This window comes from Candidatus Pantoea communis (assembly GCF_011752685.1).
In the GTDB taxonomy this organism is placed as follows: domain Bacteria; phylum Pseudomonadota; class Gammaproteobacteria; order Enterobacterales; family Enterobacteriaceae; genus Pantoea; species Pantoea communis.
In genome coordinates, this window is the sequence record NZ_VWXC01000039.1 from 1 (window position 1) to 15,842 (window position 15,842).

The 15,842-nt window shown below is 59.9% G+C and carries 16 protein-coding genes and 2 pseudogenes; 3 read left to right on the forward strand and 15 right to left on the reverse strand.

Annotation, left to right across the window (positions count from 1 at the left end; all coding sequences use genetic code 11):
- Positions 1-226 (reverse strand): annotated as a pseudogene (locus F3J37_RS28280) (GAF domain-containing protein); the annotation flags it as partial.
- Between the two features lie 526 nt (positions 227-752).
- Positions 753-992 carry a hypothetical protein gene (locus F3J37_RS28285; protein ID WP_039328794.1) on the reverse strand — a complete coding sequence of 80 codons (240 nt, stop codon included), beginning with the start codon at positions 990-992 and terminating at the stop codon, positions 753-755.
- A gap of 371 nt (positions 993-1,363) precedes the next feature.
- Between F3J37_RS28285 and F3J37_RS27050 the strand changes: the two genes are divergently transcribed.
- Positions 1,364-1,573 (forward strand): DUF3606 domain-containing protein, encoded by a 210-nt coding sequence (locus F3J37_RS27050; protein WP_034831282.1) that lies wholly within the window; start codon positions 1,364-1,366, stop codon positions 1,571-1,573.
- A gap of 77 nt (positions 1,574-1,650) precedes the next feature.
- On the opposite strand, the gene F3J37_RS27055 is transcribed toward F3J37_RS27050, so the two are convergent.
- Positions 1,651-3,117 (reverse strand): methyl-accepting chemotaxis protein, encoded by a 1,467-nt coding sequence (locus F3J37_RS27055; protein ID WP_034831280.1) that lies wholly within the window; start codon positions 3,115-3,117, stop codon positions 1,651-1,653.
- Between the two features lie 345 nt (positions 3,118-3,462).
- Here F3J37_RS27055 and F3J37_RS27060 point away from each other — a divergent pair, with 345 nt between their 5' ends.
- Complete coding sequence (locus F3J37_RS27060) at positions 3,463-5,244, forward strand: bifunctional diguanylate cyclase/phosphodiesterase (protein ID WP_034831279.1); 1,782 nt, start codon at positions 3,463-3,465, stop codon at positions 5,242-5,244.
- 24 nt (positions 5,245-5,268) lie between these two features.
- On the opposite strand, the gene F3J37_RS27065 is transcribed toward F3J37_RS27060, so the two are convergent.
- Positions 5,269-6,840 (reverse strand): sensor domain-containing diguanylate cyclase, encoded by a 1,572-nt coding sequence (locus tag F3J37_RS27065; protein WP_166936710.1) that lies wholly within the window; start codon positions 6,838-6,840, stop codon positions 5,269-5,271.
- A gap of 631 nt (positions 6,841-7,471) precedes the next feature.
- On the opposite strand from F3J37_RS27065, the gene F3J37_RS27070 reads away from it, so the two are divergent.
- Entirely contained in the window at positions 7,472-7,900 is a 429-nt protein-coding gene (locus F3J37_RS27070) for a hypothetical protein (RefSeq protein WP_034830891.1), read from the forward strand.
- A 470-nt stretch (positions 7,901-8,370) separates the two neighbouring features.
- On the opposite strand, the gene F3J37_RS27075 is transcribed toward F3J37_RS27070, so the two are convergent.
- The 11 genes and pseudogenes from F3J37_RS27075 to F3J37_RS27130 all read right to left on the reverse strand — a co-directional run bounded on the left by F3J37_RS27075 (position 8,371) and on the right by F3J37_RS27130 (position 15,343).
- Positions 8,371-8,586: a hypothetical protein gene (locus F3J37_RS27075; RefSeq protein ID WP_034830889.1), complete on the reverse strand. Its 216-nt coding sequence runs from the start codon at positions 8,584-8,586 to the stop codon at positions 8,371-8,373.
- A gap of 619 nt (positions 8,587-9,205) precedes the next feature.
- Complete coding sequence (locus tag F3J37_RS28290; protein ID WP_230599257.1) at positions 9,206-10,081, reverse strand: TetR/AcrR family transcriptional regulator; 876 nt, start codon at positions 10,079-10,081, stop codon at positions 9,206-9,208.
- Between the two features lie 309 nt (positions 10,082-10,390).
- A complete protein-coding gene (locus F3J37_RS27090; protein ID WP_034830887.1) occupies positions 10,391-10,627 on the reverse strand; it encodes a hypothetical protein in 237 nt (78 codons plus the stop codon).
- 361 nt (positions 10,628-10,988) lie between these two features.
- On the reverse strand, positions 10,989-11,306 hold the full coding sequence (locus F3J37_RS27095; RefSeq protein WP_034830884.1) for a HigA family addiction module antitoxin: 318 nt from the start codon (positions 11,304-11,306) through the stop codon (positions 10,989-10,991).
- Positions 11,306-11,587 carry a type II toxin-antitoxin system RelE/ParE family toxin gene (locus F3J37_RS27100; protein WP_034830883.1) on the reverse strand — a complete coding sequence of 94 codons (282 nt, stop codon included), beginning with the start codon at positions 11,585-11,587 and terminating at the stop codon, positions 11,306-11,308. The genes F3J37_RS27095 and F3J37_RS27100 overlap by 1 nt, the downstream gene beginning before the upstream one ends.
- A gap of 70 nt (positions 11,588-11,657) precedes the next feature.
- Complete coding sequence (locus tag F3J37_RS27105) at positions 11,658-12,155, reverse strand: plasmid SOS inhibition protein A (RefSeq protein ID WP_034830881.1); 498 nt, start codon at positions 12,153-12,155, stop codon at positions 11,658-11,660.
- 116 nt (positions 12,156-12,271) lie between these two features.
- Positions 12,272-12,730, reverse strand: a complete 459-nt coding sequence (locus F3J37_RS28295) for a JAB domain-containing protein (RefSeq protein WP_052127595.1) — start codon at positions 12,728-12,730, stop codon at positions 12,272-12,274.
- A 996-nt stretch (positions 12,731-13,726) separates the two neighbouring features.
- Positions 13,727-14,092 carry a DUF1380 family protein gene (locus F3J37_RS27115; protein WP_166936711.1) on the reverse strand — a complete coding sequence of 122 codons (366 nt, stop codon included), beginning with the start codon at positions 14,090-14,092 and terminating at the stop codon, positions 13,727-13,729.
- 10 nt (positions 14,093-14,102) lie between these two features.
- Positions 14,103-14,612: pseudogene (locus F3J37_RS27120) on the reverse strand (DNA methyltransferase); the annotation flags it as partial.
- A gap of 243 nt (positions 14,613-14,855) precedes the next feature.
- Complete coding sequence (locus tag F3J37_RS27125; RefSeq protein ID WP_166936715.1) at positions 14,856-15,122, reverse strand: hypothetical protein; 267 nt, start codon at positions 15,120-15,122, stop codon at positions 14,856-14,858.
- 53 nt (positions 15,123-15,175) lie between these two features.
- Positions 15,176-15,343, reverse strand: coding sequence for a hypothetical protein (locus F3J37_RS27130; RefSeq protein WP_240154187.1), 168 nt, complete (start codon positions 15,341-15,343; stop codon positions 15,176-15,178).
- Positions 15,344-15,842 lie beyond the last annotated feature (499 nt).

A 15,842-nucleotide genomic window follows, 5' to 3' on the forward strand; every position in this document is an offset into this window, starting at 1 on the left:
TATCCGGGACGCAGAGGATCTCCCCCTGCGCCAGCGTGTGGTCGCAGAAGGCGACGCTGCGGGCGGTGCCGGTGATGTTCAGACCGTAGCGGGACGAGAACAACTGGCGCTGGTCGTCAATCAGCGAGACGAAGGCGGTGGGCACGCGAAAAAGGCGCGCGGCGAGCGTGGTGAGCCGGTCGAGCGCGTTTTCCGGCAGCGCATCCGCCTGCTTATAGGGTGCCAGCGCCGCAAGGCGGGCGGCCTCGTGGTCTGATGTCGGGCGTTTCAGGGTCGTTCCCCCAGGTGATAAGAGCTGTGGCCGGCATGACACAGCAAAAAGGGGACACGTTCAATCAGACGGGGCCGCAGAAATGCCTGCCGCCCCGCCGCCGGAAGAAAGGCCCGTCAGCTGACCCCGCCGCAGGCGGGGTCAGGGATAACAGTGATGCCCTGCTGTGCGGGCATCACGAAAACATCATTTCAGGACCATTCCTGGCCGCGTTCAGCGCTGAAGGGAGGCGCAGCGCAGGCAGATAACGCAGTCGGGGTGCCGCAGGCGCGCGGACTGAAGCGCGTGCCTGAGGGAATAAAACGTGCCGAGAAAGCGGCCCCCGCCGGCCTCAGCCAGCTCGCCGCAGCCCGCGCAGTGTACCTCTTCAATCGCGGGGCGTCCGCGCCGCGCCGCGTAGTAGTATTTACCGCTCATGTCCTTATCCTCTTATCGGCCGTGCCAGGCTGAACTTCAGCGGGCCGTCAGCGGACAGAGCCTGCTACTTTTTCTTTTGCGGCACAAGGGCATAGTGCGGGTGACGCCCGGCGAGCAGCAGCAGGAGTTCGTACTCTCCCTGGCTCAGGGGGGCGGGATTTTTCGCCGCCTCCTTCATCTGCCAGACGCGCAGGCTGAGCTCAAACCGCTCGGCGGCGGCCTCCTGCGACAGGCCGGCGGCCAGGCGGAGCTCGCGGACGTCGGAACCGACCGCGACGGGCCGGTATAAAAGCTGATTTCCCAGAGGATACTCCCTTCAGAGGTGCGGGCCGGAACGGACCGGCAGGGCGACAATAGCGCGGCGGGTGCAGCGGATGATAAAAAACCATTACATTATCTAAACTTTCACGCCCCGTTGCAATGCGCGCGCCGCGGTATTTACTGATGAGCGACTCCCCGGGAATAAATAAATCACCGTGCCGTTTCGCCTTATTTATTTCACGCCAGCGTTTAATTTTCCGCACCGGCCCAGGAATGCTCTCCTTTTTTAACGAAATCCTGACACAGGGATTATTCCGGTATTTTCCGGATAATTATTCGCCAGGATAGGCAGGGCTTACCGGTGGCCATATTTATCGCGCCGCCACACCCTGTACTGATAAAAAGGATAACCTGATGAAAAACCGTGATTATATTCAGCGGCGGGTGCCCGCTGACCTGAGCCGCATAGACGTCCGGGAGCAGTGGCAGATTACGTTCTGGACGCTGGAGCTGCGCACAACCCAGGAGCGTCTGACCCGGGCCGTGCGCGAGGCGGGCCCGGAAGCCGTGCGCGTGCGCGCGTGGCTGGAGAAAAACCCGCCGCCACTCGCCCCGCGCGACTGATGCGGGGCGGGCATGCTCCCCCGCAGGGGGCTGGTTATCCGTCAGGCGCATCAAGCGCGACCGCTCAGCCCTGAGTGTCAGTGATGTCCGAAGGCCACCCAGTCGCTTTGTTGTGACGGGGTCACCGGGGTCTTCACTTCAACCAGACGCGGGCGCGCCGGCGGGGAGCCCGCCACGTTACCGCCCTCATCCGGCAGCGTGAAGCGGGTGATGGCGCCGCCCAGCGCGGTCGTCTGCCCGCTCAGGCTGCCCGCGGTGGCGGAAACTTCCTGCACCAGGGTGGCGTTCTGCTGCGTGACGCGGTCAAGCTCCGCCACGGCGAGCGTGACCTGGGCTATGCCCTTGCTCTGCTCTTCCGAGGCGAGCGCTATCTGGCCAATCAGCTCGTTGACCCCGCCGACGCCGCGCAGCACCTCATCCATCGTGGTGCCGGCGCTGCCGGCGGCCCGGCGGCCGTCGCTGACGCGCGCCACGGTGTCGGCAATCAGTCCTTCAATTTCCTTTGAGGCGGCCGCGCTGCGCTGCGCCAGCGCGCGCACCTCAGTGGCCACGACGGCAAAGCCGCGTCCCTGCTCGCCGGCGCGGGCGGCCTCAACGGCGGCGTTGAGCGCCAGAATGTTGGTCTGGAAGGCAATGCCGTTGATGGTGGCGGTGAACTGGCGGATTTTTTCTGAGCCCTCCGCGATGCCGCCCATGGCGGCCACCACGGTCTGCACCAGCTCCGCGCCCCGCTGGGTGGTGCCGGCGGTGCGCCCCGCCAGCTCGCGCGCCTCGCGGGCGTTTTCTGCGTTATGAGCAACGGTGGCGGTGATTTCCTCCATGCTGGCCGCGGTCTGCTCCAGCGCGGCGGCCTGGGTGGCGGTCCGGTCGGACAGGTCGGCGTTGCCGGCCGCAATCTCACCGGCCTCGCGGTGCAGGATCACCGCGTTGTCGCGGATGGCCGCCACCGCGTCCAGCAGGCTGTGCTGCATCTCTCTGACCAGCGGCACCAGCTGCCCGACGCAGTTGCGGCCCAGGTCTTCCGGCTCGCGGGTAAGGTCGCCCCCTGCGATGGTCTTCAGGTGCGCGCGAATTTTCGCCACCGGGCGCACGAGGTGCACCAGCAGATAACGGTCGCAGAACGCCAGCAGGGCGGCGGCGGCCAGCAGCGCGCTCATAAGGATCACCTCCAGCCGGTGGCGCTCGGCCATCACCGGCGCGTCGTCGGCGGCCAGCTGCTGCGTCAGGCTGCCGAGGCGCTCGCGGGCGGCGGCCGGATAGCGGTCCGGCGCGCTCAGCGCCGCCCGATAACTGTCCCACGCTGCGTCAGTCGGCGCGTCGTTCAGCAGGGCCGCCCTCTCGGCCGCCGTCCCGTCCTGCATGACGAGTCCGGCGCGGGTCAGAAAGGTCAGCTGCTGCGTCAGCGCGTCGGCGCGGTCGGCGTGGCGGTACATTTCGCGCAGCGTCAAGGCGCCGTAGCTGCCGGCCAGCGCCACCACGGCCAGGGAGAGGATCATCATCCACAGCACGACGCGGCGGATGGTAAAGTGTCTGAGTAGCTGCATGAGGTTTTCCCCGGTGTTGTTATTATTTTAAAATAATAAGAAGCATTATCGTTTATATTAATTGCGTGCGTGATTAAGTCGCGCACTACATTTATTTGAAGAGAGTCTGGCAGGAATAATTAAAAAAGGACACATCACGACGATAAAATAAAAGAATCGTGCTGCAGCAATTAATTCGCTAAAGTAAATAAACCTGACATCAGACCAGATAGCGCCTATAGTGAGCGCCATAAGAAAGTTGTCATTGCTTTTCCCTTTCGCAGAAATTGTCTTCTATACCGGTTTATAACCGTACACTTTTTCTTTTTAATTTCGCACCGGAACCAGGCCGGGGCGGAGGAACCCATGCTGATGAATCTTACCGGCGACGACGATCGCCGCGCGCGGGCGCTGAAGGCGCTGCGCAGTCCCGACGACAGCCGCGACGACGTGCTGCGCAAGTTTGTCCGGCTGGCGAGCCAGGCGCTCGGCATCCCCGGCAGCTTTATTTCCGTGCTGGACGACGAGCACCAGCACGTGCAGGCCGCCCACAACTTTGGCCTGACGCAGTCCTCGCGCGAGGACTCCCTCTGCCGCCACGCGGTCGACAGCGACCGCGCGGTGGTGGTGCCCGACACCTGGCTGGACGCCCGCTTTGTGACCCACCCGCTCATCACCGGCTCGCCCTTCATTCGCTTCTATGCTGGCGTGCCGCTCAAAAACCGCGAGGGGATCGTGCTCGGCACGCTGTGCGTCACGGACACCGCGCCGCACCCGTTTGGCGCCGAGCAGGTCACCACCCTGAAGCTGCTGGCCGCGCTGGTGATGTCGTTTCTGGAGGCCTGGCACTCCGCCGGGTTTGCCGATCCGGTCACCGGCCTGCCCAACCGCCAGCGCCTCATCCGCGACCTGCAGTATCTGGCCGCCTCCGGTGACCGCACCCGGCGCCGGCTGGTGCTGATTGACTGCATCGACATGCCGCGCGCCTATGAACTCGCGCGCTCAATGGGCATGGCCCCGGTGGAGAGCCTGCTGAAGGACGTGGCCACGCTCCTGCCGCTGCGCCTGCGCCCGGCGCCCGGCGAGCTGCTCTACACCGTTGCCACCGGGCGATTCGCCGTCCTGACGCGCGACGACAGCCACATGAGTACGGACTGGGTCGCGGGGCGCCTGGAGGGGATCAGCGCCGACCTGGGCGACGGCATCGCCGTGGCGCTCAGCACCCACGCCGGGGAGGTCACCTTTACCCCCGGCGACGTGACGGCGCAGGAGGCGCTGCGCCGCGCGGTCAGCGCGCTGCACGAAGCCATCGGCCGGGGCGTGCCCGCCATGCGCTTCAGCGAGGCCAGCGACGCGCGCCACACCCAGGACTTTACGCTGATGAACGACCTGGCCGCCGCGCTTCGGGAAAATAAAGGGCTCTGGCTCGCCTTCCAGCCCAAGATCTGCCTGCACAGCGGCCTGCCGGTGGGGCTGGAGGCGCTGGTCCGCTGGCGCCATCCGGTCCGGGGCGAGCTCTCACCCGCGCTGTTCCTGCCGCTGGCCGAGCAGACGTCACTGCTGAGCGAACTGACGGCCTGGGTCACGGACCGCGCCATCGGCCGCCTGACGCGTCTACGCAACAGCTGCATTCAGCTTCCCATCACCATAAACGCCAGCAGCCGGGACTTTGCGCGCGAGGGCTTTGCCGACGCGCTGGAGGCGAAGATGATAAAAGCGAAACTATCCCCCTCCCTGCTGGGCATTGAGTGCCTGGAGACGGAGCGGATTATTGAAAATCCGGCGGCGATGCGCGGGCTGGAGATGCTGAAGCTGCGCGGGTTCGGGATTTCTCTGGACGACTTCGGCACCGGCTACAGCAACATCAGCTACCTGCGGCGCATGCCGCTGGACGTCATCAAGCTGGACCGCACGCTCATCAGCGAAATCTCGTCCGATACCGCCTCGCGCATTATCGCCCGCAGCATTATTGCCATGCTTAAGGACCTGGACTACACGGTGCTGGCCGAAGGCGTTGAGGACGCTGATACGGTTACCGCGCTCACAGAGTACGGCTGCGACCAGGCGCAGGGCTTCTTCTATTCCCGGCCGCTGCCGGAGCCGGAGCTTGACGAGTGGCTGTCCTGGAAGCTGCGCGGCCAGTGCTGACCCGCCGCCGCCGCTTGACAGCCCTCAGGCGGGCGTCCTGTAGCGTCTGAATCCCTCCGGCCCGGCGACGATGACCGCGTCACGGCCGGCGCCTTTGGCTTCATAAAGGGCCTCGTCGGCGCGACGCAGAAGCGCTTCCCGGCTGCCACAGTCGGCCAGGGACGCCACGCCGGCCGACACCGTCATGGCCCCGACGAACGGGAACATCGTGGTGCTCACTACCTCGCGGATGCGCTCCGCCGTCCGGGCCGCATCCTCCAGCGCCGTCTGCGGCAGCAGGAGAATAAACTCCTCGCCGCCGAAGCGGCTGACCACGTCTCCCGTGCGGCAGGCCTGCCGCAGCAGGCCCGCCAGGCTGACCAGCACCGCATCACCCGCATCGTGCCCGTACCAGTCGTTAATTTTCTTAAAGTGGTCGATATCAAGTGCAATCACGCACTGCGAGGCATCTTCGCGGCTCCTGTCCGCCAGCAGGGTAAAGCCACGCCGGTTGCAGAGCCCGGTCAGCGGGTCGGTCATGGCCTCGTCGCTGAGCGCGGCCATGTGGCCTGCCACGGCGTGGCGGTACTCCTCCACGGCCTGCTTCAGGCGGTCGGCCTCAAAGTACCAGGCCTTCACCGACGCCAGCGACGCGTCATTTCCTCCATCCCGCACCATGCCCGCCAGCGTCTCCAGGGGAGAGGCAATGCGCCCGGCCAGCAGGGTCACCACGGCGACCGTCAGGATAACGATGCCCAGCAGGAACCACAGGGCGTTTTCTGCCGTGCGCACCATGATATGCCGGACCGTCTCAGAGGTCCCGGCGATAAAAATGTTCCAGTCCGTTTTATGCAGGCTGGCGTAGCCGGTCAGGAACTGCTGCCCGTCAGCCTCCGAGCTGAACCGCCCGCTGTCCGTGGTGGCCAGCCGCTTGCGCAGCGCGGAGTTCAGCGCCATTTTTGTTCCCACGCGGGACGGATCGTGGCTGAAGATGATGAGGCCGTCATTGCTGACGATGCTGACGGTGGAGCCGCGGGCGTAGAAATGCTGGCTCAGGATGTCGCTCAGCATGCTCTGTTTTTTGAGGTAGATGGTGCCGCCAATGTAACCCAGGTAACTGCCGTCCGGCGTGAAGAGCGGCTGCGACAGGAACACCACGTAGTTGCCCGTCGCCGAGGTAAAGGGCGACGAAATAAACGGCTTCTGCGTGGCAATAGCCTGCCGGCTCGCGTCGGAATGCAGCTTTACGCCAATCAGGCTCAGGCTCTCCGGCGAGGTCGCCGCGATGATGGCGTCACGGTTAACCACCACCACGGTATTAAAAAAGCCGGACTGCAGCCGCAGGCGATCGGTCTCGCCCCGCAGCAGCCCCGGATCGGTCAGGCCCTTAATCTGGCCGGCGCTCCAGGCGAGCTCGCGCTGCGCCGTGGCGAGATAACGATCGGTGGTGTCGGCCAGCTTGCGCGCGTAGGCGATGTTGCCCTCAAGCAGGCTGTCCTCAATGTTGCCCTTCTGAAAAATCAGCAGCGACCCGAGCAGCAGGCAGGCGGTCAGGATCACCCCGCCGACGGAGAGTGAGATGAGAAGCGTGCGGAGGCGGAATTTTTTCAGCGGCATGGCGTCAGGGGCCCGGTTAAGGTGTCATCAGAGTGTAACGCCTGCGGCCCCGGTCAAAAGGCAGAACAGCGCACCTTTTCTGTGCCGCACGGCGGGATGGCGGGAGCCGGCACGTCCGCGCCAGCTTAGCGTAATTCCTCCTTCCTAATGCAACTTAATCTGATAATTCCCTGTTTAACGTGATATTCATGGATTAATGTCACGGAAAATGATTAATAAAGCGGTGCCGTCTCACCACGGTACAAATCAACGATTAGCCCGTGAAGGCTTGCGGGCATTTTTTTATCGTGCCGGACGTTTTATTTCATGAAGGCGGGCCGGTGCCACACAGATAAAAGGGATATACTCCCCGCGCTGCACACACAACGCGTCTGCACAGCAAACGAAGAGAGCTGACGTCTCCGCCCTTCTGCACCTGACTCAGGTCCGGACGGCCGGAGGCGTGTTGTCCGGTATTTACGGAACGTCCTGACCGCGCACCCGCGCGGTTTTTTTTCGCCGGCGGCGCACAGGCGAACTTATGCACCCGTGCGGTGGATAACCCTGTGGGCAGGGTGCATACACCATCGGCCAGGGAGCGCTCCATGCCCGACGGCGGGTGGCGTACAAATTTCATACAGGCGGGCCGTTCATGAACAAGATGCTGCTGCTGTTAGTGCTCATAGCGCCCCCCTTATGGGCGCAGCGGGCAGCCTGCACTCCCGGCTCCGGCACCTGCATCACGTCTTCGGAGGATAAAAACGTGTTTCTGCACGCTACCTGCGATGACGACGGAGCGCTTCTGATTTCGCTGGAGGCGCCGCACGGCAGACTTTCGGATGCTGACATACATAACCGCGCAGGGCAGGACGGCGGCGGATGGACGTGTGCCAGCGGGGCCCTGCGGGGCCACTGCAACATTCTCTACGCCCGGGTGCCCGGCGCGATGCTGGACATGCTGTCCGGGAGTGCGGGCCGCGAAGTCCGGCTGTCCGGCGCCCTGCCGGAAGGACGCCCCCTGCATTTTTCTTCCGCCAGCCTGCGCCTCTGGGCTGGCGCCCTGCCCGCGCGCTGCCACTGAGCCCTGCCCCCCGGTGATCGCGGCCCGCACTGCCAGGAATCCTCTTATTCACGTGCGCCCGGTTGCCTTAACGGTAGCGGCGGTCTTTGCTTAAACCACTGCGGGTATACAGCAGGTTAAGCGGAGAAGAAACGCCATGGGTCCCGTACGCTGCCGGCGCTGCTGTGCACCTCTGACCACGGAGGATCGTTATTATTTTATCAGCCACTGTGAGACCTGCGACACGGACATCCGGCATCAGGCCGGTGAGGCACACACACCCGTAAAGTCCCCGATGTATGTGATGAGGGGCGTCTTTTTCATATTGCGCCGTTACCGCCATATCCGGACGGCCGGGCGCTGACCTCTCGGCGGAAAAGTGACTTCTGCCAGGAGGTGGCTTTTCAGAGGAACCGAAACGATTCGGATATTAAGAAAATACACATCCCAGCGTGATTTTATTTATTTCCGGATTGTTAACAAAAGGTAGGTTACAGGAACCCCCGCATCATTTTAATATAAGACCAGCTTGTCATTCTTTTAATAAACTTTTTCGGGCAGGTGAATTTCCTGCCCTCCCAGTCAAGATTAAACCACTGAAAATCATCATCCTTTATCTCATCTATCATACTTAAAGCCTGCTCTGGCGTCCGGAAAGCATAAGCCTTCATCACGCCTTCACGGGTGCACAAATCAATGTGAACCATATAACCCCCGGGTGAAAAAATATTGTGATTTCATATTATTTTAATAACACGGTCATAATAGACCTGTTTTCTCACGGTGCGTTATTTATTTTCGTTATGATTGCGTAAAAAAGGCGCTCCTGAAAAGTTGCATAAAATACCTGATTATATTTGTGTTAAATAAACAGGAATTCTGATGGCAAAATTCCTGGTCATAAATTAAATGGATCTAATCACGTTAAATCAGATTAACGCATAAGATCATGCTGCATGCTCATCAGACTTATGCCTGCACATCCGGATAACCTACCCGCTGCGGCGCATGAGTTCTTTCAGGACTCCGGCCCAGCTCACGTCCTCCGCGTTCTTGCGGTTGTGGTGCAGAAATTCGGCGTGATGAAGCAACTGCTCGCCCATTTCAGCAAGTCACCCCCTTGATTAAGGATAGCGTTGCATCGAGCCATTGAACTCACAGCCAGGAGCGGACGTCAGTATCAGGCGCCGGAAAAAGGGCATACCGGCGCTTTAAGTAAGAGGCCAAAAGTTTGAGTAAGGCACACATGTCTTTAACTCAGACAATGGAAAGCGTCTTTTGAAAAACTTTCCGTTATTGACCCAACCATATAAAGCCATGCCATTTTCACATTCGAGCACAACCATTGTAATTCTTCTTTTTCGACGCCGAACAATTGTGCCCACTTCCATCGTGTTGATGCCTGTCTGGAGAGGCCTTTCCCATCTTCATGTCTGTTTGAGAGCACCGATCTGACAATAAATTCGTTACTCTTTTTGAGTTCGTCAATTTCGGGCTGAATTTTCCCAAAAATCGCATCCCTTCCAGGATCATGAAAATGCTTATTGCCATTGTTCGTGGGCTTTCATCGCACCGAAAAAGCTGCTGCGTCTGACCTCTACATAATATTCTTTCCAACTGATTGATTATTTTGTTGAATTTATGATGAACCTTACTTTTTACTTCTGCATCACCCGGTAGAAGTTCACTGGCCGCGGCAATGGTAAAACAACCTTTTTCTCCATCAGGAGAAGATGATAAAAGCGCTACAAATTCTAACGTTTCGCGCAATGCCATTTCTGGAGAAAACTCCGCATCGCGTTCTGCTGCTCTGGAAGCACCTTCATCCATGTATTGCTGTAAGGCCGCGAGATAGATTGTGCGTTTATCAGGGTAAAGCTGCTTATAAATACTGGCACTTGCAAGGCCAGAGGCTTTCATTAGGTCTGACATTGATGTTGCCCGATCTCCGCGAACCTGACGCGTAAATGACGCGCGTACCAGCTGCGTCACCACGTCGTCCCAGCTCCATTCCTTATCATCCGGGACTGGCAGCTCGACGCAGCTCGCGTCCGCGCCGATGATCCGGTTCCCGTGGTGATAAAACGCTTCGTCGCCGTTATCGAGACGGATAAAAGTGTATTGGCCCAACACGCGGATGATGTCGTTCTGCATCACGGGTGCCAGCGCGAAAGGTAAGTTAAGGGGGTTTGCGATGCTCATGGCTGCACCTCCAGCTGCTGGCATACGGCACGCATAAAATGCGGCCATTTGCTGAACTTCATTTTTGGAACGCGCACGCCACACCCGCTGTTAAAGCCTTTTACAAATGCCTGTGCCTATGCCTGTGCGACGATTTGCGGGTCAAAATTCATAACTTCTCCTTAGTGCAGATTTTGATGAGGCAGCCAGGTGGGGCCGGCCGCCGTGAACGAAGCAGGGGCTACCCTGCTTTTTTTACGCCTGAACAGCAGCTGTTGCTGCCGCGCTATCCTTCTTCAGCTCTTCGGCCAGCCACTGGCTGGCGTTCATCTACGCTTTCTCGCCGTGCTTTCCAAAATGGTTCAGTGCCAGATGACCGGCTTTTGTCAAGACCTCCAGAATGGAGGCAGGCAGGTTAGATTCAGGCACATTCATCGCCTGAACCCTTACGGTTTTTGCCATGTCATGCAGCTCAACCCAGAAAAATTCACGGCGCACGCTCAGTGCCAGCGTCTTATCGTTCAGGCCGGTCAGAGGTTCCAGACGGTCATGCAGCGTCTTACTCACACCGCTGCGGTTGATATCAGTACGAAGCCCGCGGGCTGCTTCATCTTCAAAGTTAAAAGCGCGGCAGATAAGGCAGCCTGACGGCTCGCGGCCCGGCTTGCCGGGGAGCCGAAGGGGGCCATGTTTTTGCTGTTGCTGTTAAAGCATATTTTTATGCGGCGGGAAGTCCGAACTGACAGGAGAAAGACTAAAGCTAAACCGGGCCGATAGATTATGGCCATACACATCCGGGCGGAGAGGACCGGTGCGCCAGCACCGGTTTTCCCGGCCCTCAGGGCGGCAGTATTGCCATTCGGGGCTGGCAGAAAGCACAAAGTAAAACCGCGCCAGGCGGCGCGGTGTAGGGTGATCTTTCGCAGGGTTACTTGCCGGGCCGATCTTGTGCGGAAGCGGCCAGCACGCCCGGATGCAGGTGCACGCCGGAAACGTCTGTGGTGGCACGCGCTTTGTGCAGATCGCAGGCGGCCTGCATGGATAACCAGAGGCGAGCCGCAATACCCAGCCCCGCCTCCAGTCGCACCGCCATTTCCGGGCTGACTGATGCCTTACCGCTGGCGACCTTACTCAGCGCCGCTGCTGATACGCCCAGCTCTTTCGCCAGCACGCGCAGGCCGATGTTATTATCTTCAATGTACTCGGTGATCAGGCCGCCCGGATGCGGGGGATTGAACATGGCCATCAGTGGTAGTCCTCCAGGTTGAGAATATAGGCATCACCGTCCGTGAATTCGAAGGTGATGCGCCAGTTAGCCCTGACCGTGATGGAAAACAGGTTTTTCCTGTCGCCCTTCAGGGGGTGAAAACGAAAGCCCGGATAGTTTCTGAATTCATCCGTGGAAAGCGCCTCATCGATGACCAGCAGGCGAAGCCGGATGCGTTCCGCGTCCTTTGCCTGTACGCCGCTGATATCACCTTTCTCAAACAGCTTCTGTAATCCTTTGTGCTTCCAGCTTTTAATCACTTTTCGGCTCCGCGTTTCCTGTTAAGAAACAGTATATCATATGTTTCGTCACGAGAAACACTCTGTGTTTTTATTTTTCATCGCCCTGAGAGAGGATGCTCCGGGGCGTCAGCTTGTTTGGCACCAGCCAACGGTTCATGCCCTTCTGCGCGCTGTCCATGTGCAGCGATCGCAGGTGAATTTCTCCTGCCACTTCGCAGGCAACGTCTCCTGCATACGGCTGCAGGGTTTCCAGACCGTTCAGCGACGGAAAGCGCTGCGCCCACGCGGCGATCATGTTCTTCATATCGTTTTCCGGCACGCTGTCACACCAGGCGGCTAACCATCTGCGCAAGGTCTCCGGCGTGCGAAATGCCAGCTCAGTTTCAGCCTGGCGGATGCGGTTCTCCAGCGTGCGCTCACGGTAGTCCGCCGCCTGCCGTTCCCGCCGCGTAGCGTGGTTAATTGTTTTATCTGCAGCATGTTTTGCACGTTCTGCCCGACGGAATACGGCCTCCGGAAACAGCGTGGTGGCCAGCTCGTCCGGCAGCGGCAGCGGGCACACCTCCCCCGCCGTGCTGAGGAACATATCCAGCGCGCCTTCCCACTCCGGCAGCGGCGCGCGCTTTTAGCGCGGGCGCAGGTAAATGCCCCGGATGCGGTTCAGTGCCTGGACGCTGACGCGGCTCCTGCCGCTCAGCTGCTTCATAAACGCGGCGGCGTAGGGATGACCACCTCCCGGGGATGAATCTCCACACTTGAAATAGATCCCTGAAACAGTTCTTCGTAAGCCAGCAGCTGATTCTGGTTATTCAGAAAAGCGACCGCGAACACTTCCCGCCCGAGCCCGGCAAGCTTCGCCCTGGAGAACTCTTCAGATATCTCAGGTGAGGTAAAGCTGGTGCAGGTCGGGTAACGGTGATCGATGGCGCGCACGGCCTCCTCGAGGATTTGGCTCTCCGTGGCCATCACGTAATTTCCCTGCGCATCACGAAACTGCAGGCGGGTTAAAAAGCGAACGTTATCACTGAGGTGTGCAACTCTTGATGCTGTCGATTCAGACGCCGTATCGTTGATGTCTGACTTTTTTTTGCGGATCTTCTTCTCGACCGGCGCACGGTCAGTGGTCGCATTGTGGGTAATGTTAACGAGAGTGTTTTGCATGGCATCGCTCCTTAATCGGGCTGAGTGGGTGCAGCACGCGCTGCGGACCCGAAAAAGACCTTCTCTGACGCGGGTTTCTTCTTTCCGGTCTGGCCTTTCGCGGCAAAGGGCAAAGGAGCAACGACGAAGTGAGGGCATAAAGGGGCGACGACAAAAGTTTTTGCGGCCCCTGGCGAAAAGTTTTTGGCGGCGTGCACTTCACCCCTTTCTGCCTGAACCGGCGGTGCTACGACCCGCCCTCCGCGCAAGGGCTGGCCGGAATGCAGGGAAGCTTCAGAAGGGACGTTGCAGACCGCCCCGCGGGCTGGCCTTAAAGGCCCGGCGGGGTTTTGCCGGGACGGTGAACGCGACGGCGAAGCCGGCAGCCGCCGTTGACCTCAGCCATCAGACCTTAGCCGTCAGGCACGGAGCGCGGCCTTTCGCGTTCCGGCGGAGCTAACCGGCTTTGCCGGTTAGCGCAGTAGGGCTCGACGACCCGGCTTGCCGGGAAGCCGAAGGGGGCCATGTCCCGGATGTTTGTTCATATTTTGAGTGTATTTTTCATGGTTCTGCCCGCGCTGGCTTGACTCCAGAAGTACTCGCCTGTCACGCTAAAAATTCGGGACAGTTACGGATTAACACACAAGCATGAAAAATATATGAGATTGAATTAATGATAAATAGTGCGAAATCACTCTCTGCTTAGGTTCCTCTTAAGCAGACTGTCCAGGAATTCGAATAAGGCCACCGAGACCGGCGCCGAAGGCGCGGGACCCGGGGCCGCCGCGACTGCGGCAGAGTTTTTTTCGCCTTTACCGGGGCGCCATTCGAAACGAAAAAAAGCGCTATAATTCAGACGGACATAGAGCACTGCCTTTCTTCTTTATGGTTAAGGATTAACCCGTAGCCGTTGCCGACGTTCCGGTTCCGTTATGAAGCGCCCCTGTCTCTGGGGGCTTTTTTTACCGTTTATCCGGGCTTCCGTGCCCTGCTCCGGTTAACCCTTCAGCGCGTCCATTACTTTTTCATTGCCGCATTCTCATGGGGCCAGAGACGCAGGGCGCTCCCCTCCCCACCCTGCGCGTCTTCCAGCCTCATAAAATCTCCCGCCACGCGCAGCACCTGAGCCAGCGCGGCGGCCGACACGCAGACTTCCCGCGCCTGTTTATCCTGCTCACGGATGTTGTCCAGCATCACCCTCAGCGTGTCTTCGTCAATGCCATACTCGTGGTGGCCATCGACGCCTTCGATCTGAGCCAGTATTTCGGCCGCTTGTTCCTCCGTCACGCTGTCATCATCAAGTACGGCCAGTACGTCCTCTTTAGTCCAGATAATCAGTGAAATCTGCTCGTCGGCGCGGTGACGCGAAGCAGTTTTACGCACAGCGCGTTTACGGATCCAGGACAATGGCGCCGGGGTGCGTGAAGGTCTCAATCAGCGGTCGCAGGGCGCTGACCGGCTTTTCGGTCGGGTGATGGCGGTTGCCGGTGTACTCCCACGGCATCACATCCGGCAGCGGCTTTGCCGGCAGCGCCGGGCGCCCTTTGGCCAGCACGTAGGCGCTTTCGTGCTGGTAGCCCACGAAGGCCGACTTTGAGGCGTAAGGCTTGGTGAATACGATGTGGCCCACCACGCGGAACCCCGCCGCCTTCAATGCCTGCATAAAAATGTCTATCCGGTTCCAGCCGTAGAAGCTCACCGCCAGGCTGTTGTCTTTAAGCATCCGGAACATTTCGTTGCTTGCCGGCTGCACCCACTCGCTGTTCACGTCGTTGGCAATCGAGCGACCGGAACGGTCCTTAAAGCCGACGAGATATGGCGGGTCCGTCAGAATGAAATCAATGCTCTTATCCGGAAAGCCGCCCATAACCTGTACGCTGTCGCCGTGCATGAATCGAGACATAGTGATGCTCCTGTGTATGAAGGGGGCACCGGTAGTGGTGCCGTGACCTCCACACAGACGGGCGAACAGCGGAGCAAACAGGGGCGGATGCGCAAGCCGCACGCGCCGCCGGAGCGGACTGAATGTCCCGCGCACGGCGGGGAACGGGTGAGCACTCCGGCGACAGGACGGAAGACGGCATGAAGGCGGAGCACAGCGACAACCTTTTTCATTCCTGCAGTGATGCCGCCGTGTCCGGCGACATCAGAGGATCTGCAGTTGCACTTCGGGCAGCGCTATTTCCCCTCCCCCCTCCAACAAGACGGTATCGATGGCCATCTCCAGATGCCACCAGTTAAATCCCTCGTTTGCATCATGATGGTCTTCGGCATACTCCATGGCCGCCGCAATCTCATCCGGCGTCATATCCGGGTTAATGCCGAGAAAGTCCTCTGCCAGCCAGAAGGTGCCGCAGCACAGCTCGTCATCGCCGACTGCGGCCAGCCGCGCCCTGAATTCCCGTACGGTCATTGCTCTCATTACCTGTCCGGCGGGCTGTCCCGCCGCCTCCGGTTTTCTGATGATCAGGCAGGGTCTTTTTCGACCCGTGCGGCAGGGATGGTGTCGGCGCAGTGGCGCAGAAAATACCAGCTGAGACTCGTATCCGTATCGAGCGAGGCATCGGCCAGCACCTCATCGGGCGTCAGCTCTGGTGCCACGTCTTCGCAATCATCGGCTATCCACAGGTGCACCACGCAGGGCGTGCCGGGGTAAAAGCGCAGCAGCTGTTCGGCCCAGCTGGCAAGCGGTGAGAGGTTGATTCACGATTACTCCGGTCTACAGGTTGCACGGCATCAGCGCCGTGACGTCACGGCAGCCGGGCTATGGCGCAGGACGCAGGGTCGAAGGACGAAACCGCACGCGCCGCCTGAGCGGACTGAATGTCCCGCGAAGGGCGGGGAACGGGTGAGTCATGAGGCGAAGCCTGCCTTGCGGACGAAGTGGCCCGGCTAAGGTGAAGTCACGGCGCAGCCCGACAGGCGGAGGGAGGTTGCATGTATTTTTTGTATGTTTTAATACGAATATGACTGCGCTCATGAAAATCGGCCGGCAGCCGAAGATAAGATGTACACAACAGACAACTGCGAGTCACTACTCATGGCCAGAGCCCTGCCCCCGACCTATCTTCCCGTTTCCCCTTCCTGCCTGGCAGAAAAGCTCCGCGAAATTGCGGACATGCTGGAAGTCCGC

What these genes read in the sequence shown, in the direction of transcription:
- F3J37_RS27050 (WP_034831282.1), top strand. Translation starts at nt 1,364, where the DNA reads ATGAAAAACCGTGATTATATTCAGCGGCGGGTGCCCGCTGACCTGAGC.
- F3J37_RS27055 (WP_034831280.1), bottom strand. Translation starts at nt 3,117, where the DNA reads ATGCAGCTACTCAGACACTTTACCATCCGCCGCGTCGTGCTGTGGATG.
- F3J37_RS27060 (WP_034831279.1), top strand. Translation starts at nt 3,463, where the DNA reads ATGCTGATGAATCTTACCGGCGACGACGATCGCCGCGCGCGGGCGCTG.
- F3J37_RS27065 (WP_166936710.1), bottom strand. Translation starts at nt 6,840, where the DNA reads ATGCCGCTGAAAAAATTCCGCCTCCGCACGCTTCTCATCTCACTCTCC.
- F3J37_RS27070 (WP_034830891.1), top strand. Translation starts at nt 7,472, where the DNA reads ATGAACAAGATGCTGCTGCTGTTAGTGCTCATAGCGCCCCCCTTATGG.
- F3J37_RS27075 (WP_034830889.1), bottom strand. Translation starts at nt 8,586, where the DNA reads ATGGTTCACATTGATTTGTGCACCCGTGAAGGCGTGATGAAGGCTTAT.
- F3J37_RS28290 (WP_230599257.1), bottom strand. Translation starts at nt 10,081, where the DNA reads ATGAGCATCGCAAACCCCCTTAACTTACCTTTCGCGCTGGCACCCGTG.
- F3J37_RS27095 (WP_034830884.1), bottom strand. Translation starts at nt 11,306, where the DNA reads ATGGCCATGTTCAATCCCCCGCATCCGGGCGGCCTGATCACCGAGTAC.
- F3J37_RS27105 (WP_034830881.1), bottom strand. Translation starts at nt 12,155, where the DNA reads ATGTTCCTCAGCACGGCGGGGGAGGTGTGCCCGCTGCCGCTGCCGGAC.
- F3J37_RS28295 (WP_052127595.1), bottom strand. Translation starts at nt 12,730, where the DNA reads ATGCAAAACACTCTCGTTAACATTACCCACAATGCGACCACTGACCGT.
- F3J37_RS27125 (WP_166936715.1), bottom strand. Translation starts at nt 15,122, where the DNA reads ATGACCGTACGGGAATTCAGGGCGCGGCTGGCCGCAGTCGGCGATGAC.